Source organism: Pararhizobium sp. LjRoot235 (assembly GCF_964254145.1).
Classification (GTDB): domain Bacteria; phylum Pseudomonadota; class Alphaproteobacteria; order Rhizobiales; family Rhizobiaceae; genus Pararhizobium.
Map to the genome: position 1 here is coordinate 488011 of NZ_CAXUSP020000001.1, position 24179 is coordinate 512189.

14 protein-coding genes are annotated in these 24179 nt (G+C 62.3%); 4 read left to right on the forward strand and 10 right to left on the reverse strand.

Translation table 11 applies throughout. The features are described from left to right. The 6 genes from ACSQ2Z_RS02335 to hglS form a co-directional block, all read right to left on the reverse strand. Positions 1-990 carry a lysophospholipid acyltransferase family protein gene (locus tag ACSQ2Z_RS02335; RefSeq protein WP_436079731.1) on the reverse strand — a complete coding sequence of 330 codons (990 nt, stop codon included), beginning with the start codon at positions 988-990 and terminating at the stop codon, positions 1-3. Between the two features lie 10 nt (positions 991-1000). Continuing rightward, complete coding sequence (locus ACSQ2Z_RS02340; protein ID WP_436079732.1) at positions 1001-2410, reverse strand: cytochrome P450; 1410 nt, start codon at positions 2408-2410, stop codon at positions 1001-1003. Between the two features lie 166 nt (positions 2411-2576). Continuing rightward, entirely contained in the window at positions 2577-3809 is a 1233-nt protein-coding gene (locus ACSQ2Z_RS02345) for a pyridoxal phosphate-dependent aminotransferase (protein WP_436079733.1), read from the reverse strand. A 45-nt stretch (positions 3810-3854) separates the two neighbouring features. Beyond that, the gene (gene amaB, locus ACSQ2Z_RS02350) at positions 3855-5387 is read right to left on the reverse strand and encodes an L-piperidine-6-carboxylate dehydrogenase (RefSeq protein WP_436079734.1); all 1533 of its coding nucleotides are present in this window, start codon (positions 5385-5387) and stop codon (positions 3855-3857) included. Between the two features lie 33 nt (positions 5388-5420). Continuing rightward, the gene (locus tag ACSQ2Z_RS02355) at positions 5421-6842 is read right to left on the reverse strand and encodes an FAD-binding oxidoreductase (protein WP_436079735.1); all 1422 of its coding nucleotides are present in this window, start codon (positions 6840-6842) and stop codon (positions 5421-5423) included. A 10-nt stretch (positions 6843-6852) separates the two neighbouring features. Then, on the reverse strand, positions 6853-8253 hold the full coding sequence (hglS, locus tag ACSQ2Z_RS02360; protein ID WP_436082947.1) for a 2-oxoadipate dioxygenase/decarboxylase HglS: 1401 nt from the start codon (positions 8251-8253) through the stop codon (positions 6853-6855). 116 nt (positions 8254-8369) lie between these two features. On the opposite strand from hglS, the gene ACSQ2Z_RS02365 reads away from it, so the two are divergent. The 3 genes from ACSQ2Z_RS02365 (at position 8370) to ACSQ2Z_RS02375 (ending at position 19508) form a co-directional block, all read left to right on the forward strand. Continuing rightward, entirely contained in the window at positions 8370-9263 is an 894-nt protein-coding gene (locus tag ACSQ2Z_RS02365; RefSeq protein WP_436079736.1) for a LysR family transcriptional regulator, read from the forward strand. Between the two features lie 467 nt (positions 9264-9730). Next, positions 9731-18220, forward strand: coding sequence for a GH36-type glycosyl hydrolase domain-containing protein (locus tag ACSQ2Z_RS02370; RefSeq protein WP_436079737.1), 8490 nt, complete (start codon positions 9731-9733; stop codon positions 18218-18220). Positions 18221-18344: 124 nt separating this feature from the next. Next, positions 18345-19508: an OpgC family protein gene (locus tag ACSQ2Z_RS02375; RefSeq protein WP_436079738.1), complete on the forward strand. Its 1164-nt coding sequence runs from the start codon at positions 18345-18347 to the stop codon at positions 19506-19508. 149 nt (positions 19509-19657) lie between these two features. On the opposite strand, the gene ACSQ2Z_RS02380 is transcribed toward ACSQ2Z_RS02375, so the two are convergent. From ACSQ2Z_RS02380 to osmF, 4 genes are read right to left on the reverse strand one after another with little or no spacing between them, the layout of a single operon-like run. Then, positions 19658-20398 (reverse strand): ABC transporter permease, encoded by a 741-nt coding sequence (locus ACSQ2Z_RS02380; protein ID WP_436079739.1) that lies wholly within the window; start codon positions 20396-20398, stop codon positions 19658-19660. Further along, positions 20395-21333, reverse strand: coding sequence for an ABC transporter ATP-binding protein (locus ACSQ2Z_RS02385; protein WP_436079740.1), 939 nt, complete (start codon positions 21331-21333; stop codon positions 20395-20397). The genes ACSQ2Z_RS02380 and ACSQ2Z_RS02385 overlap by 4 nt, the downstream gene beginning before the upstream one ends. Further along, positions 21330-22496, reverse strand: coding sequence for an ABC transporter permease (locus ACSQ2Z_RS02390; RefSeq protein ID WP_436079741.1), 1167 nt, complete (start codon positions 22494-22496; stop codon positions 21330-21332). Before ACSQ2Z_RS02390 ends, ACSQ2Z_RS02385 begins: the two co-directional genes overlap by 4 nt. 60 nt (positions 22497-22556) lie before the next feature. Beyond that, the gene (gene osmF, locus ACSQ2Z_RS02395) at positions 22557-23414 is read right to left on the reverse strand and encodes a glycine betaine ABC transporter substrate-binding protein OsmF (RefSeq protein WP_436082948.1); all 858 of its coding nucleotides are present in this window, start codon (positions 23412-23414) and stop codon (positions 22557-22559) included. A 416-nt stretch (positions 23415-23830) separates the two neighbouring features. Here osmF and ACSQ2Z_RS02400 point away from each other — a divergent pair, with 416 nt between their 5' ends. Further along, entirely contained in the window at positions 23831-24136 is a 306-nt protein-coding gene (locus ACSQ2Z_RS02400) for a hypothetical protein (protein WP_436079742.1), read from the forward strand. Positions 24137-24179 lie beyond the last annotated feature (43 nt).

Below are 24179 nucleotides of genomic sequence, written 5' to 3' on the forward strand. Positions count from 1 at the left end.
TCAAAGAGCATTATCGAGGAAATACCACTGGTCGAGATGGGCGCGGACGATGGGCTCGATGACCGAGTTGAGCAGCAGAACGTCCGCTATTATCTGCGCGTCGGAGGCATTGCCCCCTGGTAGCTTTATGGGCGGCAGTGCGTGGAATTGAAACCGTGCGCTGTCGTTGCTGCGGATGGTATAGACAGGGCATATGCTTGCATGCGTGTGTCGGGCAAGGCGGGCGACAAGCGCCAGATTGCCGTCGAGATGCGGTGTACGCCCGAGAAACGGCCCGCGAATTTTCCCCTTGAACCCCTCGTCGCAGAAGATGCTGACGACGCCGCCGTCACGAAGCCGTTTCAGCATGGGACGGGCGCCGCTCCGGCCGGGGGGCAGAAGGTCGCTGCCCGCCTGAAGCCGTACGCGGCCGGCAATCCAGCGACGTGCGCGTCCGCGAGGAGGTTCGTAGCTGATGCCCGGTATAATCCCGAGACTGGTGACGATCGAGGTGATGAGTTCCCAGTTTCCAAGATGGAGGCCGACCAGGATTACCGGTCCTCTACCGGCGGCATCGATCAGATGTTGTGTCCCGATGCGTTCAACGCGGCGGCGATCGGCAGCCATGCGCATGACGACGGAAAACTCGGTCATCAATCGCCCCTGATTCGCCCAGTTCCGCATTATCAGCGCCTCGCGCTCGCCCTCGGGCATATCGGGCAGAAGCCGGGCCAGATTGGAGCGCGCTTTTTTGATCGCACCTTTGTGCCAGCGCGGCATCGCAAATAGCCCGAGGCGAGCGCCGAGCGCCGAGCACATGTCGGCGGTCAGCAGCTTCATGCCGTAAAACAGGGTCAGATCGACGCCGTTCTGGAAAGCGTCGATTACCCAGTATTGCAGGAAGGCCTTGCGTTCCGTGCGCCCACCCCAGAGCGCCTTGAGACCGGGTGTCGCCCGGCTATCGTGAGCTGCGGTCTTAGTCGCTGGTCTGTTCGTCGAATTTTCCTTCATGCACTTGGTCTCAGCGCCGGTGCAGCGTCACCGGCAGGCCGCCGCGCGGCCTCAGTGTAAGGCGGCATTGCGGCTCGACCTTGGCATCGTGCGCGACGCGCACCCTGAAGCGCTGAGCAAGGATCGCCAGGCAGAGGATCGCCTCCGTGAGACCGAATTGCAGCCCCGGGCAGACGCGCGGACCGCTGGCAAAGGGAATGTAGCTATAGGGTATGGGCCGCTGGCCGCTCATGAAACGCTCCGGCTTGAACAGATGCGCGTCTTTGAAGAAGGCTTCGGTGCGGTGCAGCAGCCACGGTACGATCAGGATCAGCGAGGCCGGCTTGACGTCGAAATCGCCGATCCGGTCGGCTTCGTTCGCCTGACGGGCGAGGATCGGGACGGGCGGATAGAGCCTCAGCGTTTCCTCGATCACGGCCTTGCACCACTCCAGCTGCGGAATGTCGTCCAATGTCGGCACGCGGTTGCCGCAGACGCGGGCGATCTCCTCATGCAGGGATTTTTCCACCCACCCGGCCCGTGACAGCAGGTACCAGGCCCAGGTCAGCGTCGCCGCCGTTGTCTCGTGGCCGGCCATGAAGATCGTCGCTGCCTCATTGCGCAGCGCCACTACGTCGAGCTTCAGCTCGGGATTGCGTTTTTGCCGGCGCACCAGAAGTTCGACCATCGAATTGTCGTCGCCGCGCCCGGCCAGATGGTCCTCGACCACCTTGTCGATGATCTGGTGGATGCGCGAAACGGAGCGGCGCAGTTTCGGCGTGCGCAGTACCGGCAGGCCATCGTCGAAGCCGAGGAAATAGCCGATGTTGACGGAATCGATCAGCGATTGATAACTCTCGAATCCTTCGCTGACGGCGTTGGCCGCCTCTTCGCCGAGATCGTTGCCGAAGACGGAACGCGAAATGATCTCGGCCGTCAGCCCGGCCATCTCGAACAGCGCGTTGACGGGCGCGCCGTCCGGCAGGCTCTCCCAGCGCTGGACAAGCTCGCTCGTCGTGTTCTCCATGATCTTGCCGAAAGCCGGCACGCGGTTCTTGTGGACGATGTCGTTGACCAGCGGGCGGCGCTGTTTCCAGATTTCGCCGTCGGAAATGAACAGGCCGTCGCCGAGCAGGAATTCCAGTGCGCGGCGCATCTGCGGCGTCTTGCGCTCGAAATTCTCGTGGCGCTTGGCGACGACGTAGCGGATCGCATCCGGCGAATTGACGACCACGATCTGGCGTCCGAAGATTTTCATCTGGGTAACGCTGTCGGTATAGTCGCTTTTGCGCCAGATCGACAGGAAGTCATGGCGGGCCTTGAGGATGAGGTTCAGCGGCCGCCCGGGCTTGCCCGTATAATAGGCGGGATGCGCGGGCTCGAACGACGTCTTCCTGAGTTTTTCAACGATATCCGTCGTTTGCCGTAAACGGGAGAACATGCTCCGGCTGCCCCTGTCTGTATCCGGTCGCGGCGCGTCGCGCGCCTCGCTGCGGCCTACCGGATAGCAGCAATTTCCTGCAGCGCAAAATCCTTTCGAAGTTCCCGCGGCGTGGCGCGAAAGGCTATTCATGGCCGGGGATGATGCCGCGGCCGTGACGGGGAATTCAGTGCAAGTCGGCGCAGGCCTTTGCGATCCGCGCCAGCGCTTCGCGCAGTTCCGCTTCCGAGGTGGCGTAGGAGATGCGGAAGAAGGGCGAGAGGCCAAAGGCGGAACCGGGCACGACGGCGACATGGGCGCCTTCGAGCAGATAGGCGCAGAAGTCCCTATCCGTCTCGATCCGCTGGCCGCCGGGCGTCGTCTTGCCGAGCACGCCGCTGCAGCCCGAGAAGGTGTAGAAGGCGCCTTCCGGCACGCGGCAGTCGAGGCCGTCAATGGCGTTGAGCGCGGCGACGACCAGATCGCGGCGGCGCTTGAAGCTTTCGGTTCGCTCCTTCAGGAAATCCTGAGGGCCGGTGAGGGCTTCGACCGCGGCCGCCTGGCTGATCGAGGACGGACAGGAGGTCGACTGGCTCTGGACGACGGCCATGGCCTTGATCAGCGCGCGCGGACCGCCGGCATAGCCGATGCGCCAGCCGGTCATGGCATAGGCCTTGGAGACGCCGTTGACCGTCAGGGTGCGGTTCTTCAGCCGCGGTTCCAAGGCTGCCGGCGTGACGAAGCGGAATTCATCGTAGACGATGTGTTCGTACATGTCGTCGACCAGCAGCCAGACATGTGGATGTTTCAGGAGCACGTCCAGCAGCGGCCGGTAGTCGTCGGCGCTATAGGCCGCGCCCGAGGGGTTGGATGGCGAGTTCAGCATCACCCATCGCGTCCTCGGCGTGATCGCCGCTTCTAGCTGCTCCGCCTGCAGCCGGAATCCGGCTTTGGCATCGCAGGCGATCAGGACCGGCTTGCCCTCGGCGATTTCGACGATGTCCGAATAGGAGGTCCAGTACGGTGTCGGGATGATTACCTCGTCGCCCGGATCGAGCGTCGCCATCATGGCGTTGAAGAGAACCTGCTTGGCGCCGGTCGCGACGGTGATTTCGTCCTGTTCGTAGGACAGTTCGTTTTCCCGTGCGAATTTCTTGCGGATCGCGGCCTTCAGTTCCGGCGTTCCGTCGAGCGCCGTATATTTGGTTTCGCCCCTGAGCATGGCGGCGGTTGCAGCTCGCTTGATGTGGTCCGGCGTGTCGAAATCCGGCTCGCCGGCGCCGAGAATGATCACCGGCTTGCCGTCGCGCTTCATGGCTTGCGCGCGGGCGCCGATCTTCAGGATTTCCGAAACGCCGATCGCGGAAATCCGCGAGGCGGGCGAAAAGCCCGCCTCCTCAACCTTGGTGTTGATGGTCATGATGCCGATCCTGTTCGATGTCGCCGATATTATCGATGTCGCCAATTATTCGATATCGAACGAGACGCCCTGTGCCAGCGGCAGGGCCTTCGAATAGTTAATCGTGTTGGTGGCGCGGCGCATGTAGGCCCTCCATGCATCCGAGCCGGATTCACGGCCGCCGCCGGTTTCCTTCTCGCCGCCGAACGCGCCGCCGATCTCAGCGCCAGACGTGCCGATGTTGACGTTGGCGATGCCGCAGTCGGAACCGTCAGGCGACAGGAAGCGCTCTGCTTCCTGCAGGTCGAGCGTGAAGATCGACGAGGACAGGCCGGCTGCGACGGCATTGTGGTCGGCAACGGCGGCATCGAAATCGCTGTACTTCATGACGTAGAGGATCGGCGCAAAAGTCTCGTCGAGAACCGGCCCTGCCTGCTTCGGCATTTCGACCAAAGCGGGCTTGACGTAGTAGCTGTTGGCATGGCCGAGGTCGACACGCTCGCCGCCGGTGACCGAGCCGCCATGGGCCTTGGCTTCGGCAAGCGCCTTCTGCATGTTGTCGAAGGCCGGCTTGTCGACCAGCGGGCCGACAAGCGCGGTCGATTCCAGCGGATTGCCGACGGAGACGCTCGAATAGGCCTTTTTCAAGCGCGGAACGAGCTGATCATAGACGCTTTCATGCACGAAGAGACGGCGCAACGTCGTGCAGCGCTGGCCGGCCGTGCCCATGGCACCGAAGGCGATGGCGCGTAGCGCCATGTCGAGATCGGCCGACGGGCAGACGATGCCGCCATTATTGCCGCCGAGTTCGAGGATGGCGCGGGCAAAGCGCTTGGCCAGACGCGGACCGACATCGCGGCCCATGCGGGTGGAGCCGGTCGCCGATACGAGCGGCACCTTCGGATGATCGACGAGGACTTCGCCGATGGCGCGATCGCCGATCAGCACCTGGGTCAGGCCTTCCGGGGCATCGCCGAAGCGGGCAATGGCGCGCTCAAGGATAGCCTGCGATGCAAGAGCGGTGAGCGGCGTCTTTTCCGATGGCTTCCAGACGACAGCATTGCCGCAGACGAGCGCGAGCGCCGAATTCCAAGCCCAGACTGCGACCGGGAAATTGAAGGCGGAGATGACGCCGATGACGCCGAGCGGATGCCAGGTTTCCATCATACGGTGGCCGGGGCGTTCGGTGGCGATCGTCAGGCCGTAGAGCTGGCGCGAGAGGCCGACGGCGAAATCGCAGATGTCGATCATTTCCTGCACTTCGCCGAGGCCTTCCGACGGGATCTTGCCGGCTTCGATCGATACCAGGCGGCCGAGATCGGCCTTGTGGGCGCGCAGCTCTTCGCCGAGCAGGCGGATCAGTTCGCCGCGCTTCGGTGCCGGTACCAGACGCCAGGTGCGAAACGCCGCGTCGGCCTTTTCGATCTTGGCTGCGGCTTCGGCGGCAGAGACCGTTTTGAGGCTGGCGATCTGTTCGCCGGTGACCGGCGAGAAGGAGGCCATGTCGCCACCAGCATAAAGCTCCCTGGCAACGCCGAGCTTTTCGAGAAGGGCAGCCGTTTCCTGGACGACGTTCACCGTCTTCGTTGCAATGTTCATGATGAGCAAACTCCCGTTTCTTGTCTCGAAGGACTATCCGAAGCTGACCGTGCCGAGGTCTCCCGGCGAGGTGATGACTTTGAGGCCGTGGGCCATGTCCTTGATCTTCTGTTGCGTATAAAGGTCGTAATAGGCTTGGTTTTTCCGGCCGATGGCATGTTCGGCGCTGAAGCTGCCGTTGAAATCCTGAACGGCGATGGCAAACACCCAGTCGCGCAGCCGCCGCTCGAAATCCTTGTCCGTTGCCGAGCCACTGTCCTTCGGCACGACGAGATTGAAGTGCACGCCGCCATCGCCGATGTGGCCGAAATCGCAGATCGTCACCTCCGGAAAGGTTTGCGGCATCTCGTCCTTCATACGGTCGCAGAAGGCCATGATATCACCTCTGCGGAAGGAAAGATCGAAGGCGATCAGCTTTCCGGAGTGCTTGACGCCCTCGGAAAGTGCATGGCGCAGCGCCCACATCTCATGCGCCGGACCGACGAAGGCGTCGGCAAGTGGCGCGTCGTCGCTTTCCCAGATTTCCGCCAGCACCGTTTCCAGAACCGCATCGAGCGGCTGTTCGCCTTCGCGCGGCTCCCAGGTCCGGGAGATTTCGGCGAGAATGACATAGTCCGGAACGTTGCCGCCCTGGAAGGGGTTCTTCAGGGACGGCACGTGGTCGAGCGCTGCCGCGACTGCATTCTTCGACATACCCTCGAACGCGGAGAGATAGGCGCCGAGCCGGTCTTCCATCGCGCGCAGCAGCGGCATGACCTGTGCGCCGCTTGCCGGCACCAGATAGGCGGTCGCGACCTGCTTTGGAATCGGTTCGAGGTTCAGCACGCATTCCGTGATGATGCCGAAGGAGCCGGAGGTGCCGATGAAGAGCTGTTTCCAGTCGATGCCGGTGTTGTTCTTGCGCAGCTCCGATGTCAGATCGACAATGGTGCCGTCGTCGTCCGCCAGCACCACCTTGATGCCGAGCGTATTGCGGCGCACGTCGCCATATTTCAGGAATCGTGAACCGCCGGTGTTGGTTGCGAGCATACCGCCCAGGCGCGGGTCGGCGCCAAGGTCGATCGGAAAGAACAGGCCGTGTCTTTCAAGCTTCTGGTTGACGTCCGAAAGCCGGAAGCCGGCGCCGACGCGCAGCGACCGATTGTCGAGATCGAGCTCGAAACGCTGGGTCATCCGGTCAAGGCTGAGAACGGCCTGTGCTCCGGTCGCATCCGGTGTCGAGCCGGAAACAAGGCCGGTATTGCCGGATTGCGGAATGAGCGGAATGCCGTGTTTCACGCAATAAGCGACCGCCACCGAGACCTCTTCGGTCGTCTGCGGCCGCAGGACGAGGGCGGCCCGGCCTTCGTCATAGCGCGCGCCGGTCTCATAGGCCTCCATGTCCCGAGGCTCGGTGACAAGACCCTTGTCCCCGAGAATGCCGGTCAGTGCCGCGATGTGCGTGTGGTCGATCATCGCTCCAGGTTTACTCCGCGGCCTCGGCGGATGAAAGCATCCCGCGGCAATCGGCGATGGATGCCTGCTCGATACCGGCATAATGGTCGAACTCGTTCAGCACCTTGGCGCCGAGATCGAGCTCGAAGCGCCGCTGGTTCGGGCTTGCCACGAACTCCTGCGCCGCGTCATCGCCGAGGTTCGACTGGAAGATGCCGGCGGCGCTGACCGGCAGGAAGTCCTCGTAGACGATCGGATCGAACTGCACGAGGTCGTCTTCGATCAGGCTGTCGAGGCTTCTGGCGGCATCAGCCTTGGCCTTGCGGCCCTTGGCGGTCAGTGAGTAGGCGAAATAGCCGAGACCTTCGGCGCGGATGCCGGCCCATGTATCGGGGAAGGGGACGAAGGCTTCGGCGAGCGCCTTTTCATACCCCGCCGCATTCGAACCATCGGCAGCCGGACGAACGATCTTGCGGGAGGTGTTCAATAGCTCGTCGTAGAGTGCGCGGCCCTTCGGCGTCAGCGCGATGCCGCGCTGTTCGATCTCGCCGAAGCGGGCGGTGTGCGAGCCATGATGCCAACTGCCGTCCGCGGCCTGGAAGGAAACGGGCTCTTCCAGCGCCTTGAACGAGGTCTGGCGCAGCAGGATCGCGCATGTGCGGGTCGGTGGGCCTTCGACGATCGCCTTCGGGGCAATGCCGTGGTCCTGCATGCGGGTCTGGACGGCGTCGATATCGAGCGTGCGCGGCGTCAGATGGTTGATGTGCGGGCCCTTGAAGGAGACGACGTCGGCAATCAGCCGGTGGGCGTCGTGCAGCCGCTGGTACATCTGAGGATCGACATTGGCCTTGTCGTGCCAGCGGAAGGTCTCGAGAGCTTCGGTAACGAAACGCTCGGCATCGGCCTTGTCTAGACCACCCTCTCTTTCCGCCCTCTCAGTAAGCTCGATGGCACCGGGCGTGAAAATCTGACGCTTCGACAGGATTTGTCCCGCCTCGGCACGCAAGATCTTGTCGGTGATGAGGTCGAGCCTGAGCAGGGAGGTGAAGACACGGAAGGGGTTTTTCTTCAATGCCGTATCGCCAACCGGGCGGAAGGCGGTCGAATGGACAGGAACACCGGCAGTAGAAAGATCGTAGTAGCCAACCGGCTGCATGCCCATGACGGCAAAGACGCGGCGCATCATCGACAGTTCGGCCGGCGTGCCGAGGCGGATCGCGCCATGGCGCTCTTCGGAAATGCGCTCCAGCGAATCGGTATCCTCAAGCCGGGCTTGCAGACTGGGGTCGGCCGCGAGCGTTTCGGCGTTCACCTGCCCCACGAGTTCCATCAGCGTGCCGTAAGCGGGCACTTCGGTCCGGTACATGGCGGACATCGCAGCTGAAAAGGCCGAGCGGATCTCGTCGGTGGATACGAAACTATTCTCTTTCACGGCAGCACGCCTCGCAGTATTGAACGGATAGGGGTCGATCATTCTCATTTCGTATCATATACGGGTCGAATGAGCATTGATTGCGACGGTTATGACTATGATCATGCGAGGCCGGAATGAAGTTGAGCAGAAGACTGATCCCCGACGTCACCACGCTGCAGGCCTTCGAATGCGCCGCGCGCCACGGCAGCTTCACCCAGGCCGCGGCCGAGCTGAACCTGACGCAGAGCGCCGTCAGCCGCCAGATCAAGGACCTCGAAAGCCAGATCGGCGTGCTCCTGTTCGAGCGTGTCCGCCAGCGGGTGATCCTCTCCGATGCGGGCCAGAAGTTTCTGCCGGAGGTGCGCAGGCTGCTGGCGCAATCGGAGGAGCTGATGGTACGGGCCATGGCCTCGGCGCGCTCGGAATCGACGCTCTCCATCGCCTCGCTGCCGACCTTCGGCAGCCGCTGGCTGACGCCGCGCCTGCCGGGTTTCCTGAAACAGCATCCGGGTACGGTGATCAATATCGCCTCACGCTCCCAGCCATTTGACTTTGAAGAGCAGAATTTCGACCTTGCCATTCACTATGGCCAGCCGGTCTGGGCGCATGCGACCTGCAGCTATCTCTGCAGCGAGATCATCGTTCCCGTGGCAAGTCCCGCCCTTTGTGAACAACATCCGATGAAGGAACCGGGCGAACTGGAAAACAAACCGCTCCTGCATCTCGCCACCCGCCCGAAGATGTGGGCGCAATGGTTCGAGAACAACGGCGGCGAGATGAAGTCCGCCTATCGCGGCAACCGATTCGACCAGTTTTCGATGGTCATCGAGGCGGCGGCGGCCAGCCTGGGCTTTGCGCTCCTGCCGCGCTATCTGATCGAACAGGAACTGGCGAGCGATCGTTTGCGTGTGGTTTTCGACAGGCCGATGCAGACGGAAAACAGCTATTATCTCGTCGTGCCGGAAGGAAAGCTTGAGCACCCGGTTAGTCAGGCCTTCCGGGCCTGGATCACGGCGCAGGTCAACTAAGCGCACGGCGTCGCTGCAACGCAATGGGAATGCGGAACCTTTCCGCGCCTTGCGCGTTGCGGGCTGGATGAACAGTGCCGAAAAGACAGCTTTAGGGGATTTCACATCATTTGCTGCCAAAGGCGACCGCCACAACGGCCTTTCTTTAGCGCGGCAGCGCGGAATTCGTCCCGAGAATTGGCCCCGCTCCTTGCAACACATTGGCACTACGGCTAAAAAATGCCCATTTCTTGCATCACGCAGCCCTGATAGCGAAGCGACTGCCGCCTTCACGACCTTCAAGGCCCTTCCGGGCTGTGCCAAAGCCCATGGTTTCCCGCTTGCGCGAGACCTGACGGCTGATGGCAGAATTCAGACGAGTGTTTGAGGTCATGACGGCGCAGAGCCAAACATCAGGGACGCAGCCCATCCGGCGCCACGACCAACGCCGGACCCTTCAACACCGCCTGGATCCAGAACCCGTACCTATGAACCTTCAAAATACGCCGTCCACGCCTTTGCGCGAAGCTGAGATCAAGCCGATCGATTATAACGATTCGATCCGGTCGACCTATTTCACAATCGATGAGCTTCATGAATGCGGCGCCGCCTTGGCCCGCGATGGCGTGGCAAGCCTTCCAGGTTTCTTCCCATTCGAGCTCCGTCCGCGCCATCGCGAAAACGAACACGAGATTTTCCGCGTCTACAAGGTGACGGCTGCCGACGTCGAAGCTGGCGCCTCGATCACGCCCGCCGCGGAATGGCTGCTCGACAATCATTATCTGGTTGAAGAGGCTATCCAGGAGGTCCGGCGCGATTTTCCGCGCAAGTTCTATCGCCAGCTGCCGACGCTGTCCGTCGCCGGCGCGACGATCCCGCGCACCATGGCGCTTGCCTGGCTCTACATCGCCCACACCCACAGCACGGTTTCGCGCGAAAGCCTGACGGCCATGGTCGCCGGTTTCCAGGATCACGAGACCTTCAAGATCGGCGAACTCTGGGCGTTGCCGTCCATTGTCCGCTTCGTGCTGATCGAGAACCTGCGCCGCATCGCCATCCGCGTCGACCGTTCGCGTGGCATGCGCAAAAAGGCAAACGACGTCGCCGATCAGATCGTCCGGCTCGGCGAACCGGAGAAATTCAAGTCGGTTCTCGCAGACGCCCAGCCGTTGACCGCCGACAATACATTCGTGACGCAGCTTCTCTACCGCCTGCGCGACGGATCGCAGACATCGGGTTACGTGATTACCTGGCTCGAAGAGCAGCTCGAGAAGCGCGGCAGCAATGTCGAGGAAGCGCTGGTCGCCGAACAGAACCGGCTGTCGTCCGGCAATGCGACGATGAGCAACATCATCCGCAGCCTGCGCGAAATCGACGACAACGACTGGGCCGTCTGGTTCGAAAGCGTCAGCAAGCTTGATGATGCCCTGCGTGCACGCTCGGATTACTCCTCGCTCGATTTCGGTTCGCGCAACAAGTATCGCAATGCCATCGAGAAACTGGCTCGCCGCTCTGGCTACGCGGAACTGGAAGTCACCCAGATTGCGCTGGACCTGGTCAAGGAGCAGGCGGCGGCCCCCGTAGAAATCCCGCATGAGCCGAACGTCGGCGGGTTCCTCGTCGGCAAGCAGCGCCGGCTTTTGGAGAAGAGGATCGGCTACCGTCCGACCATCCTCCAGACCATCATCCGCATGAGCCGCAAGCTCGACTGGCTGGCGATCGCAGGGCCCAACATCATCCTGACGATCCTCGCGATGATCGCGGTCTACATCTTCGTCAGCCCGATGGATATTCCGACCGGCGCGAAGCTGATCATGCTGCTGCTGTTTGCGCTTCCGGCCTCCGAGGGCGCCGCTGGTCTGTTCAATACGCTGATCACGCTCTGCGTGACGCCATCGCGCCTGGTCGGGTATGAATTTCTCAACGGCATCCCGCAAGACGCACGGACCCTCGTCGTCGTCCCCTGTCTGATCTCCAAGCGCGATCATGTCGATGAGTTGGTGCGCAACATCGAAGTGCACTATCTCGCCAATCCGAAGGGCGAGGTCTATTTCGCCCTTCTGAGCGACTGGGCCGACAGCAAGGAGGAGGAAAACGCTGTCGATCTCGACGTGCTCGACTATGCCAAGCGCGAAATCGCAACTTTGAGCGAGCGTTACGCCCATGATGGCCGCACCCGCTTCTACCTCCTGCATCGCCGCCGCCTCTACAACGAGGCGGAGGGCGTCTGGATGGGCTGGGAGCGCAAGCGCGGCAAGCTGCATGAGATGAACTTGCTTCTGCGCGGCGACAGCGATACGAGCTTCCTCGCCGGCGCCAATATCGTGCCGGAAAACGTGCAATACGTCATGACGCTTGATTCCGACACGCGCCTGATGCGCGACGCGGTGACCAAGCTGGTCGGCAAGCTCTATCATCCGATCAACCGCCCGGTCGTCGATCCGGTCTCCCAGAAAGTGACCGCTGGCTACGGCATCCTGCAGCCGCGCGTCACGCCATCGCTGACCACGGGCAACGAAGCTTCGGCATTCCAGCGCATCTTCTCCGTCAATCGCGGAATCGACCCCTATGTCTTCACCGTTTCCGACGTCTACCAGGACATTGCCGGCGAAGGCACGTTCACCGGCAAGGGCCTCTACCACATTGACGCCTTCGAGGCAGCACTGAAGGGCAAGATCGAGGAGAACGCGGTTCTCAGTCATGACCTGCTGGAAGGTTCGCTTGCCAAATGCGCGCTGGTGAGCGATGTCGAACTCGTGGAGGATTTCCCGATCCGCTACGAAGTCGAGATGTCGCGCCAGCATCGCTGGGCGCGCGGCGACTGGCAGCTCCTGCCGTATATGTTCAATCTTTCCAACGGCGTCAGCATGCTGGGCCGCTGGAAGATGTACGACAATCTGCGCCGCTCGCTCATCCCTATCGCCTGGTTGATCGCCTCGGTCATGGGCTGGTACTATATGGAGCCGACACAGGCGCTGGTCTGGCAGTTCGTGCTGATTTTCAGCTTGTTCGTCGCGCCAACGCTGTCGCTCATTTCAGGCATCATGCCGCGCCGCAACGATATCGTTGCCCGCGCCCATCTGCATGCTGTCCTATCCGAAATTCAGGCGGCCAATGCGCAGGTCGCGTTGCGCATCGTCTTCATAGCCCATTCGGCGGCCATGATGGCCGATGCCATCGTGCGCTCGCTCTACCGAACCTTCGTCAGCGGCAAGCTGATGCTCGAATGGCGCACGGCAGCGCAGGTGCAGAGCTCGGCCAGCGGCACCATCCGGGACTATTACCGCTCGATGTGGATTGCTCCGGCGCTGTCGGTGATTTCGCTGCTGCTTGCGGCGGTCTCCGATACCGGCCTTCCCTTCATCGGCATTCCGTTTGCCCTGCTCTGGGCGCTGTCTCCGGCCATCGCCTGGTTCGTCAGCCAATCCGCCGAGACCGAAGACCAACTGGTCGTTCCGGAAACCGTCGTCGAGGAACTGCGCAAGATCGCACGCCGGACATGGCTCTATTTCGAGACGTTCGTCACCGCCGAGCAGAACTTCCTGCCGCCGGACAATTTCCAGGAAATCCCGCATCCGGTCGTGGCTGAACGGACCTCGCCGACGAATATCGGTGTCTACCTTCTCTCCGTCATGTCGGCCCGCGATTTCGGCTGGATCGGTTTTGAGGAAACCGTCCGGCGCCTGGAGGAGACGGTTTCCACGATCGACCGTATGCCCAAATTCCGGGGGCATCTGTTCAACTGGTACACGACGAACCCGCTCGAGACGATGGAACCGAGGTATGTTTCGGCCGTTGACAGCGGCAACCTTGCCGGCCATCTGATTGCCGTCTCCTCGATGTGCCGCGAATGGGCCGAAGCGCCGTCCGCACATATCCAGGGCAATCTGGACGGTATCGGCGATGTTGCCTCGATCCTGTCCGAAGTGCTGGCCGAACTGCCAGATGACCGCAAGACCGTGCGGCCGCTGCGGCGTTTGATGGAGGAGCGGATCGTCGGCTTCCACAATGCGCTGCAGACCGTCAAGCGCGAACATGAGTTCGCCTCGATCCGGGTCATCAACCTGGCAGTTCTCGCCCGCGACATCCAGAAGCTCACCGCCAATCTCGACCACGAGGTCAGAAGCGCCCAGAGCGGCGAAGTGACGAAATGGGCGACCATTCTGGTCAACACCTGCGAATCCCATATTGCCGACGGCGTTTTCGACCTCGGTGCCATCGAGGCGCTGCGCCAGCGACTGATCGTCGTGCGCGATCGGGCGCGCGATATCGCCTTCTCGATGGACTTCAGCTTCCTCTTTCGTCCGGAACGGCGCCTCCTGTCCATCGGCTACCGCGTCAATTCCAACGAACTCGACGAAGCCTGCTATGACCTTCTCGCCTCGGAAGCACGCCTCACCAGCCTGTTTGCCATCGCCAAGGGGGACCTGCCGACGGAACACTGGTACAAGCTCGGCCGCCCGATCGTACCGATCGGCGCCCGCGGCGCGCTTGTCTCCTGGTCGGGCTCGATGTTCGAATATCTGATGCCGCCACTGGTCATGCAGGAGCGTCAGGGGGGTATCCTCAACCAGACCAACAACCTGATTGTCAGGGAGCAGATGAACCACGGCCGCCGCCTCGGTACCCCGTGGGGCATTTCGGAAGCGGCGTTCAATGCCCGCGACCATGAACTGACATACCAGTACACCAATTTCGGCGTGCCGACGCTCGGCCTGAAGCGCGGCCTCGGCCAGAATGCCGTCATCGCGCCCTATGCCTCGATCCTCGCCAGCATGTACGATCCGAAGGCCGCACTCGCCAATCTGGAGCGGCTGCGCGGCGTCGGTGCGCTCGGCGCCTACGGTTTCCACGACGCCGTCGACTTCACGCCGACCCGCGTGCCGGAAGGCAAGACCTGCGCGGTGGTGCGCAACTATTATGCCCACCACCACGGCATGTCGATCGCGGCTGTCGCCAATGTCGTTTTCAACGGACGCCTGCGCGAGTGGTTCCATGCCGATCCGGTCATCGAGGCGGCCGAACTGCTGCTTCAGGAAAAGGCGCCGCGCGATATCCCGATCATCAACACCAAGAAAGAACCGGAATCGCTTGGAAAGGGGCAGGAGGAACTGCTTCGTCCGGAGGTCCGGATCGTCAACAACCCGCTGATCAAGGATCGTGAGACAGCCTTCCTGTCGAACGGCCACTACTCCGTCATGCTGACGGCGACCGGCAGCGGCTATTCCCGCTGGAACGGCCAGACCGTTGCCCGCTGGAATCCCGACCCGAGCGAAGACCGGTCCGGCACCTTCATCTTCCTGCGCGATACCATGACCGGCAATTGGTGGTCGGCAACGGCCGAACCGCGCCGGGCGGAAGGCGAAAAAGCCATGATCCGCTTCGGCGACGACAAGGCCGAATTCGTCAAGACCGTCGGCGAACTCACCAGCGAAGTCGAATGCATCGTCGCCACCGAGCATGATGCCGAAGGCCGCCGGGTGATCCTTCTCAACAGGGGCACGGAAGACCGCTTCATCGAGGTGACGTCCTATGCCGAGCCGGTGCTGACGACCGACGACACCGACGGCGCCCATCCGCTCTTCTCCAAGATGTTCCTGCGCACCGAAATCGATCCGAAGGGCGACGTTATCCGCGTCACGCGCAATAAGCGCAGCCCTGGCGACCCGGACATGCAGGTAGCTCACCTGATTGTCGACAATGCCGGCAGCAGCCGCCATACGGAAGCCGAGACGGACAGGCGCCGATTCATCGGAACAGGCCGGACGCTCGCCGAAGCGCAGGCCTTCGATGCCGAAGCCAAGCTTTCAGGCACGGACGGCTATACGCTGGACCCGATCGTTTCGCTCCGCCGGACCGTGCGCGTGCCGGCGGGCAAGAAGGTCAGCGTGATCTTCTGGACCATCGCTGCGCCCGGCCGCGAACAGATCGACAAGGCCGTCGATCGCTATCGGCATCCGGACAGCTTCAATCATGAAATGATCCATGCCTGGACCCGCAGCCAGGTGCAGATGCGCCATGTCGGCGTGACCTCGCAGGAGGCGGCAAGCTTCCAGACGCTCGGCCGTTATCTCACCTATCCCGACATGCAGTTGCGTGCGGACATAGCCACTGTCCAGGCGGGTCTCGCACCGCAATCGTCCCTGTGGCCGCTGTCGATTTCGGGTGACTTCCCGATCTTTTCCGTGCGCATCAACGACGATATCGACCTCGGCATCGCACGCGAGGCCTTGAAGGCGCAGGAATATCTGCGCTCGCGCGGCGTCACCGCCGATCTGGTCATCATCAACGAACGGGCCTCATCCTACGCGCAGGACATGCAGCATACGCTCGATGCGATGTGCGAAAACCTCCGCCTGCGCCTGTCCGACGGTGCCCGCCAGCATATTTTCGCGGTCCGCCGCGATATCATGGAGCCGCAGACTTGGTCGGCACTTTTGTCCGCGTCGCGTGCCGTCTTCCATGCCCGCAACGGCAAGATCTCGGACCAGATTTCCCGTGCGGAAGCGCTGTTCTCGACGCCTGTCGGCAAGCGGAAAAAGATTGCCCTGCCGTTGCTCGCGGCGCCCGCGGCGGACCGTGACGCGGCACAAGCCGAGATCAATGGTGACGGGCTCGATTTCTGGAACGGCTATGGCGGCTTTTCCAAGGACGGCCGTGAATATGTGACGCGACTGCGCGGCGGCGAAGCGACGCCGCAGCCGTGGATCAACGTCATTTCCAACGAGAGTTTTGGCTTCCATGTGGCGGCGGAGGGCGCTGCCTTTACATGGGCGCGCAATTCGCGCGACTACCAGCTGACACCCTGGACCAACGATCCGGTGATCAACCGCCCCGGCGAAGCGATCTTTGTGCGAGACATGGGTAGCGGTGCTGTGATGTCGCCCTATGCCGCCCTGTCCCGGCGCAAGTCCGTGCTCTTCGAAACCCGGCATGGTCTCGGCTATTCGGTCTTCAAGAGCGCGCAGGACGAACTGGAGATGGAGGTCAGCCAAGCCGTTCATCGCAAGGTTCCGGTGAAATACTGGCGGATGCGCCTGAAAAATCTCTCCGACGAGGCCCGAAGCCTTAAGGTCTACGGCTATGCCGAATGGGTGCTCGGCAACAACCGCAGCAAGACGGCGCCGTTCATCCTGTCGCATCTTGACGAGGCAAGCGGCGCGGTGCTGGCCACCAACCCGTACAGCATCGATTATTCCGGCCGCACTGCCTTCCTGGCTGCGAGCGAAATATCGGTGGGCTTCACGGCGAGCCGCCGCGAATTCATCGGGCTTGCCGGCAGCATTCATGCGCCGAAGGCGGTGCTTGACGGCTCGTCGCTTTCAGGTGCTATCGATGCGGACGGTGATCCCTGCGCAGCGCTCGTTTTCGATGTGGCGCTGGAGCCGGGCGAAAGCCGCGAACTGACCTTCTACATGGGTGACGGCGACCATGCCGCTCAGGCGCTCGAACATCTCAAGACGGCGCGCAGCACCGGGTTCGAGACCGCTCTCGAGGCATCGAACAGCTTCTGGCAGGATTTCACCGGCATTCTCCAGGTCGATACGCCCGACAAGGCGTTCAATAACATGGTCAATGCCTGGCTGCCCTATCAGAGCCTCGGTTGCCGCATCCTGGCGCGATCGGCCTTCTATCAGGCAAGCGGTGCCTTCGGCTTCCGCGATCAATTGCAGGATACGCTCGCCTTTATCGTGCACCGCCCGGACCTTGCGAGGGCCCAGATCCTCAACGCCGCGGCGCGGCAGTTCCCGGAAGGCGATGTCCTGCATTGGTGGCTGCCGGGCAACGGCTCAGGCGTGCGCACGCTGATCTCCGACGACGTCGTCTGGCTCGGTCATGCGGTCCAGTATTATTGCAATGTGACCGGCACCAAAGACATTCTCGACGAGCAGATTGCCTTCATCGAGGGCCCGCCCCTTGAACCCGGCCAGCACGACAGTTTTTTCCAGCCGCTGGTTTCCGAGCGGCGTGCCCCTCTTTACGAGCATTGCGCGCTGGCACTCGATCTGGCGATTGCCCGCAAGGGCGAAAACGGCTTGCCGTTGATCCTCGGTGGCGACTGGAACGACGGCATGAACCGCGTCGGCGTCGAAGGACGCGGCACCAGCGTCTGGCTCGGTTGGTTCCTTGCGGCCACCCTGCGCTCCTTCACCGGGATCGCCCGCGAACGGGGTGACGCCAAGCGGGTTGCCGCCTGGGAGACGCATCTGGCCAGCCTCCGCCAAGCGCTTGAGACGGCCGGCTGGGATGGTCAATACTACCGCCGCGGCTACTACGACGACGGGACGCCGCTCGGCTCTGCCAACGGCAGCGAATGCCGCATCGATTCGATCGCCCAGTCCTGGAGCGTTCTGTCGAGCGAAGGCGATCCGGCTCGCTCGGCGCAGGCCATGGACGCCGTGCTTTCGCAACTGGCGGATGCCGATCACCGGATCATCCGTCTGTTCACGCCGCCACTTTCCGAAACGGCGCAGGATCCAGGCTATATCAAGGCCTACCCGCCAGGTGTGCGCGAAAATGGCGGGCAGTATACCCATGCGGCCACCTGGGTGGTGCTGGCGCTTGCAGCGCAGAACCGTACCGAGGATGCCTGGCGCGCTTTCGAAATGCTCAATCCGGTCAATCACTCCAGAGATCGCGACGGCGCCGAGCGCTACCGGGTCGAACCCTATGTGGTTGCCGCCGATATCTATGGCGACGGCGATCTGACCGGGCGCGGCGGCTGGACCTGGTATACCGGCTCGGCAGCCTGGCTTTATCGCGCAGCGGTCGAAGGCATTCTCGGAATCCGCCGCCAGGGAGAAACGCTGACCGTTCGCCCCGTCCTGCCGAAAGCCTGGGATGGCTTCTCGGCAACGCTGACAATCGACGGCAAGGCGCATGTAATTTCCGTGACGAAAGATGCGGAAAGCGGCGAGCCAATTGTCAGCGTCAATAAAACTGTCACAAAAAACGCGCATGAAGGCGTTTTGGTGTAGCTGCCGGCGCTTCGGATTGAAGCCGGCTTTGCAGCAAAAGTTGCAAAGCCGGCTTCGTTTCGATTGCCAGCCATATATCGCGTCAAGGGGGCAGGGGCACTGAACTCGGACGAGAACATTCTGAATGCTTCAAAAACTGCAATTCGAACCGTCTGCCGATGACGGACAGACAGGGGCGAGGCGATCCATCCCTGCCGAGCGTGACACCCGCCTTGACGTGTTTCGCGCACTTTGCCTCATCACCATCTTCGTCAATCACGTGCCGGGGCAATATCTCGAATATCTGACGACGAAGAACTTCGGCTTCTCCGATTCCGCTGAGGCCTTCGTGCTGATCTCGGGGCTCTCGGCCGGGCTTGCCTATGGGCGAAAATTCAATGTCGGCAATCGCCTCGTGCTCAGCCTGAAGATCTGGCGCCGGGCGTTCACGCTCTACGTCGCGCATATCATGACCAGTATCATCACGCTGGCGATCTTCGCCGGTGGCGCGCTCTATTTCGGCCGGCAGGACCTGATTAGCGAGATCAACATCCGCCCGCTGGTCGATCATACGGAACAGGGCTTCGTCGCCATGGTTCTCTTGGGTCACCAGTTGGGCTACAACAACATCCTGTCGATGTACGCCGTCGTCTTCTTGCTTTTGCCGGGCATGCTCTGGCTCCATGGCCGCAGCCCCTTGCTGTTGTTTGCAGCATCCGCAGCACTCTGGCTCGCCGCCGGCGTCTTCACGATCGTGCCGATCAATTTCCTCGATGAAGGCTACTGGTTCCTCAATCCATGGTCCTGGCAGTTCCTCTTCGTCATCGGCATGATCTCAATGATGCGCGCCCGCGCCGGCAAGCCGCTGCCCCGCCACCCACTGCTCGTCGCCCTATCCGCCGGTTATGTGACGCTGTCGTTCTTCTGGGTCGTGTTCTCCTGGTGGAACATCGATTTCTCCTTTGGCCTGCCCGCTGTTCTGACGGGCTTCGACAAGACCTTCCTCTCGCTGACGCGGCTGCTGCATGTGCTTGCGCTTGCCTATCTGCTGGTGGTCTTTCCGGTTTTCAGCCGGATGGCGCGGCTGCGCCGCGATCATCCGCTGGTGATGATCGGCCGCCATTCGCTGCCGGTCTTCATTCTCGGTACGATCCTTGCGATGATGGGCCAGGTCCTGCTGTTCGTCACGGGGCGCGATCCCCTCTGGGGCTCGCTGTTCGTCATCGCCGGCATAGGCCTGCATTTCGCCTATGCACGTTATCTCGACTGGCTCGGCGGCCTGTCCCGGCCCGAGGCGATCAGGGCCTGACCGCCCGCGCCTTGCCGCCACTTGCGGTCACCAGACAGATCCTCGTCGCTGTCGCCACAGCGGGTTTATGAAATCGGTCGTGACGGCGGCATCGCCGCGCCGCCCGAAGGGCCTCGCCGAGTTGCGGGAGGCGACCAGTTGGCCCGATCCTAGATCCCCGCCCGGCGGGCCATCACGCGTTCGATTGCCGACAGTCCGTCATAGATCAGGACCGCCAGTGCGCCGACGATCAGTCCGCCTTGCAGAACGAAGGCGATATTGTTGGATTGCAGCCCGGCGATGATGACCTCGCCCAGCGTCTTTGCCGCCACCGTCGAGCCGATCGTCGCGGTCGCCAGGCTGATCACCACCGATAGCCGGATGCCGGCCAGGATCACCGGCATTGCCAGCGGCAGTTCCACCTTGAAGAGCCGCTGGCGATCCGTCATGCCGGAGCCGCGTGCCGCTTCCATGACGGAGGGCGGCAGGGTCGTAAGCCCGGTTAGCGTGTTCTCGAAGATCGGCAAGAGGCCGTAGAGAAACAGCGCCACCAGCGTTGGCTTCTCGCCGAAGCCAAGGGCGGGTACCGCCAGCGCCAGCACCGCCACCGGCGGAAATGTCTGCCCGACATTCACCAGGCTGCGCGACAGCGGCAGGAATTCCGCCCCGAAGGACCGCGTGACGAGAATGGCAAGCGTCACGGCAACGATGATGGCACCGATCGTGGCAATCGCGACCGTGCGCAGGTGCAGCAGGGTTAGGGTTACCAAGCTGCCCTGATTGTAGATCGCCGGCGCATTGTCCTGCACCAGTGGCGCCAACAGCGGCTCGAACCAGCCGGGCGAAACCAGGAATGCAATCAGGATCGCCAGCAGAGCGGCACGCAGAAGAGAGGGGATCCAGCCCTTCATTGGCGCTTTGCCGCGCGCTTGGCGAGCCCTTCCAAAGTCACCTTCCCGAGCAATGTGCCGTCAGCCGCCACCACCGGCAGCGCATCGCGGCCGGTCCATAGCAATCGCGAAAGCACGTCCCGCTGGCTTGTTGCCGCGGCAATGGGCTGTCCCCCGGCAGTCCCGGGCTCCACCGCCTGTCCCGCCGTCTCGATCGACAAGAGCCGGAACGGCCGCTCGCTGGCGCCGATCAGGGTCTGGACGAAGTCCGTCGCCGGATTTTTGACCAACTCGGCGGGCGTGCCGTATTGAACGAGTTCGCCCTTGTCCATGACGGCGATCTTGTCAGCGAGATGAAACGCCTCATCCATGTCGTGCGTGACCAGCACGATCGTCGTCTTCAAGAGCTTCTGGATGTCGAGCAGGTCGGTCTGTGCCTTCGCCCGGATGATCGGGTCGAGCGCGCCGAACGGCTCGTCCATCAGAAGCACCTTCGGCTCCGCCGCCAGCGCCCGCGCCACGCCGACCCGCTGCTGCTGCCCGCCGGACAGTTCATGCGGAAACCGCGCGGCGAAGATGGCGGGATCGAGCTGAAACAGCGCCAGCAGCTCGGCGACCTTGGCATCGATACGCGCCTTGTGCCAACCGAGCAGCACCGGCACGGTGGCGATGTTCTGGGCCACGGTGCGATGCGGAAAAAGCCCGTGCCCCTGGATGGCGTAGCCGATCCGGCGGCGCAGCTCGAAGCCCGGCATGGCGCGATTGTCCTCGCCGTCGAGCCTGATCGTGCCTGCACTCGGCTCGACCAGCCGGTTGATCATGCGCAACAGTGTCGTCTTGCCGGAGCCGGAGGTCCCGACGATAACCGTCACCGTGCGCGGCTCGATCGTCATCGTCACATTGTGGACGACTGCAGCGTCGTCGTAGCGCTTGGTGATGCCGTCGATTTCGATCATTCGGTCCTGCCTCGGGTTTGCGACGGAGTATTCATTTCAATGAGGGCGTCGAGCACGATCGCAGCGGCAAAGGCGAGCACCACCGTCGGCACTGCGCCGAGAAGCACCAGATCCATCGCCGTCTGGCCGATCCCCTGGAAGACGAAGACGCCGAAGCCGCCGCCGCCGATCAGCGCCGCGATGGTTGCAAGGCCGATATTCTGGACGAGGACGATGCGGATGCCGGTGAGAATGACCGGCATGGCGAGCGGCAGCTCGATGCCGAAAAGCCGCTGCCGGTCCGTCATGCCGATGCCGCGCGCCGCCTCGTTGGCCTCACGCGGCACGCCGGCGAGCCCGACCACGGTATTGGCCACCACCGGCAGCAGCGAATAGAGAAACAGCGCCACGAAGGCCGGAGCCGCACCGATGCCGCGAATGCCGATCGCGGCAGCCCCCGGCACATGGAGGGCAATCCAGCCGAGCGGCGCGATGAGGATGCCGAACAGCGCGATCGACGGGATCGTCTGGATGAGGTTCAGCGTGTTGAGCACCCCGGCACGCAAAGGCTCGACGCGGTGGCAGAGAATGCCAAGCGGCAGGCCGACGACAACCGAGGCAAACAGCGAGCCGAGCGCCAGTGCCACGTGCCTGCCCGCCTCCAGCCAGAAGACGTCGGCTCGGCCGGCATATTCCTTGAGGATCGACAGGCCGTCCCAGAGCCCCGATACCAGTATCACGGCCGCGCCACCGAGCGTCACCAGCAGAAGCAGAACCCGCACAACCGGCTGCGGCCCCAACCGCGTGATCGAATCGGCGGCAAGCAGCGCATAGGCAAACAGAAGGATCCAGAAGCCGGATGCCGGCGACACCCGCGCAAAGGTGTTTTCCGGCGGGGTCAGATGCGTCGCCGCCATGCCGATGAAAAGCGCAATGGCGCCGAGCGCAATCGCCGCGACCACCAGCCGCAGCAACGCAGGCGTTTTCAGAAGGATGACCAAGGCGGCGACAACCATGAGCCCGACGAGGACAACGCCCGGCCCGGCAGGCAGCGCCGCAAGGATCGATTTCGCCTCGCCCGGGACGATGCGATTGGCGCGAAAAGTCGCAAACGGCGCGACAAGCGCGCCATAGGCAACCAAAAGCGCGATGACCGCGCCCAGTTTATCGAAGCGAATGATCAAACGGCCATCCCCGTCATCCCGGCTTGGGCCGGAAGGAACCGGCCTTGTATTCGAGACAGCTTATTTCAGAAAGCCGTTCTTCTTCAGGAAATCCTCCGCGACGGCCTTGGCAGGCTCGCCGCCGACCTGGACGCGACCGTTCAGATCCTGCAGCGTCACAAGGTCGAGTTTGTCGAAGACCGGCTTCAGCAGCGTTTCGATTTCCGGATGCTCCTTGAGCACCGCCTCGCGAATGATCGGTGCCGGTTGATAGACGGGCTGGACCGATTTGTCGTCTTCCAGAACCACCAGGCCGGACGGCGCGATGCCGCCATCCGTGCCATAGACCATGGCGGCATTGGCGCCGTTGGTCTGGTTTGCCGCAGCGGCGATCGTTGCCGCCGTGTCGCCGCCCGAAAGCGTGATCAGCTGCTCCGGTTTCAACGTGAATCCATAGGCCGTCTGGAACGCCGGCAAAGCCGCCGCCGAATTGACGAATTCCGAGGAGGCCGCCAATACGACTGAGCCGCCGCCGGCGACATATTTGCCGAAGTCGCTGAACGTCTTGATCTTGTTGGCGTCGGCCAGATCCTTGCGGACGGCAACCGCCCAGGTGTTGTTGGCCGGCGACGGCGTCAGCCAGACGATCTTGTTGGCGTGGTAGTCAAGTTTCTTCGCCTCTTCGTAACCCTTGGCTGCATCCTTCCAGACCGGATCGTCTGCTTTCTCGAAGAAGAAACCGGCATTGCCGGTATATTCCGGATAGATATCGATCTCGCCGGCGATGATAGCCTTGCGCACCACGGGCGTCGCCCCAAGCTGCACCCGGTCGGTGGTCTGAATGTTGTTGGCGTTCAGAACGGCGAGAATGATATTGCCCAGCACACCGCCTTCGGTATCGATCTTGGAAGCGACGACGACCTGAGCATGTGCCGCCATGGCGGAAACGAGCACCGCAAACGCGGCTCCGATAAGCTTTGTGTTAAGATCCACGATACGTCTCCCTTGAAACCGTTCACAATTTCTCCCACGGCAACCGACCTTCGTCGGGGCATAAACTGCCATATGTGGCGGGGTTCAGAGAAAAATAGGGCGGTCGGGGAGGAATTTGTGCCGTCGCATTGCAACCACGCAGCAGCAAGCGCCGCAGGTACAAAGGAACTTGTTTGTTGTGGAAATCAGGTTCAGAGTCATACGGTTATTTTTGGCGTATGAACGAGTTTCAAGCGACCGCCGGCATCGCGGTCGAGCGAACGTTACCGCGGGTCAGCCGCGCGGCTCGTCGCCATGACAGCGCCGTTAGATTTCATCCGCCAAATGCCCGTCAATGCACGAAAAGGAGGATAGAAATGCGAATGATGCTCAAGGTTTCGCTTCCCGTTGAAAAAGCGAATGCAGCAATCAAGGACGGTAGCCTCGTCACCAAGATTCAATCCATCCTTGCCGATCTCAAACCCGAAGCAGCCTACTTCACGGAATTCGACGGGAAACGAACGGCCCTGATCTTCTTCGACATGAAGGACACCTCGGAGATGCCGGCTATTGCCGAGCCATGGTTCCTTGCCTTTGATGCCGCTCTGGAGATCAAGGCGGTCATGAACGGCGATGACCTGGAGCGGTCCCGGCCCGGGATCGAGAAGGCCGTCAAGAGCTTCGGCTGAAATGCGCCGGGTAGCCAACTGAACCCCCTCGTCGCGTCACCAG

Bases quoted from the DNA above. Each gene is read 5' to 3' on its own strand.
- ACSQ2Z_RS02335 (WP_436079731.1), bottom strand. From the start codon at position 990: ATGAAGGAAAATTCGACGAACAGACCAGCGACTAAGACCGCAGCTCAC.
- ACSQ2Z_RS02340 (WP_436079732.1), bottom strand. From the start codon at position 2,410: ATGTTCTCCCGTTTACGGCAAACGACGGATATCGTTGAAAAACTCAGG.
- ACSQ2Z_RS02345 (WP_436079733.1), bottom strand. From the start codon at position 3,809: ATGACCATCAACACCAAGGTTGAGGAGGCGGGCTTTTCGCCCGCCTCG.
- amaB (WP_436079734.1), bottom strand. From the start codon at position 5,387: ATGAACATTGCAACGAAGACGGTGAACGTCGTCCAGGAAACGGCTGCC.
- ACSQ2Z_RS02355 (WP_436079735.1), bottom strand. From the start codon at position 6,842: ATGATCGACCACACGCACATCGCGGCACTGACCGGCATTCTCGGGGAC.
- ACSQ2Z_RS02365 (WP_436079736.1), top strand. From the start codon at position 8,370: ATGAAGTTGAGCAGAAGACTGATCCCCGACGTCACCACGCTGCAGGCC.
- ACSQ2Z_RS02370 (WP_436079737.1), top strand. From the start codon at position 9,731: ATGAACCTTCAAAATACGCCGTCCACGCCTTTGCGCGAAGCTGAGATC.
- ACSQ2Z_RS02375 (WP_436079738.1), top strand. From the start codon at position 18,345: ATGCTTCAAAAACTGCAATTCGAACCGTCTGCCGATGACGGACAGACA.
- ACSQ2Z_RS02380 (WP_436079739.1), bottom strand. From the start codon at position 20,398: ATGAAGGGCTGGATCCCCTCTCTTCTGCGTGCCGCTCTGCTGGCGATC.
- ACSQ2Z_RS02385 (WP_436079740.1), bottom strand. From the start codon at position 21,333: ATGATCGAAATCGACGGCATCACCAAGCGCTACGACGACGCTGCAGTC.
- osmF (WP_436082948.1), bottom strand. From the start codon at position 23,414: ATGGCGGCACATGCTCAGGTCGTCGTCGCTTCCAAGATCGATACCGAA.
- ACSQ2Z_RS02400 (WP_436079742.1), top strand. From the start codon at position 23,831: ATGATGCTCAAGGTTTCGCTTCCCGTTGAAAAAGCGAATGCAGCAATC.